This window comes from Nitrososphaera sp. AFS (assembly GCF_009898475.1).
Classification (GTDB): domain Archaea; phylum Thermoproteota; class Nitrososphaeria; order Nitrososphaerales; family Nitrososphaeraceae; genus Nitrosopolaris.
In genome coordinates, this window is record NZ_QURE01000125.1 from 1 (window position 1) to 950 (window position 950).

A 950-nucleotide genomic window follows, 5' to 3' on the forward strand; every position below is an offset into this window, starting at 1 on the left:
ATAATTTGTCAAAGTTTGCCTTATGGTAACAGCAGAAGCCCTTACACTCCATTGAGTTAAATCTCAATGGAAGGGATTTTTCATATTCAAGAAGTTCCTTCTCTTTATTCAAAAAAGGAACCCATATCTGAAATCGCAGAACAGCCACCATCATCCTTCTCACGTTCTGCACGTTTCCCGTGTAAATAGAATATCAGGCGCTGGAAGATCCCTTAGTGTAAAAACTCATATTATCAAGAAATGAAATCTTAGAGCGGATGTTTTGTTTACTTGTTCACTTACTTTTTGCCTCCTGTTACCATATTTCCGAGACCTTTAAGACCATTCCCGAGAGCTTGACCAATGTTAGCCACTGGGTTTGATGAATTCTAAGAGCTCGCGTTCTTAGCGGCCGCTGAGGCATTACCTAGTGTTACCTGCTGTAGCTCCACCAGCTTTAGTAGTGTTACCACCACTGCTTGCAGTTGCAGTTTTGTTTTGAGCAGATTGTTATGCTAATGCTAATGTCTTGTTTATTATGGGTGCTTCGCACGACCAAGCATTACGACTCTCCTCGCTAACAGAATATGTATTAGTTTACTAAAAACACTGGAGCCATATTCGTGTATCAATACAGCGCTCAAATCCTGTCTTGTAGCCGTCAAACGATAAATGAACTGAGTTAAATGTCAAAAAAGGATGACACTCAACCAAAGCTTGAACCGATGTAGTTTCTGTGATAAAACGATTATTTGGAGAACATATTAGATCAACAGTGGTAAGAACACAGGACAGAGAATTGTCATTGGGATGTATAGCATATATTGCTCTAAAAATTGTCCACAGGCTAACCAATATTGCTCTAAAAATTGATGGTTTTTACAAAGCCATAAAACTGTAACTACCTAGTACTCGATACAGAAGCCCTTGTATAGATTTTATATGGGATGCACAAAATATTCTTATTTAGC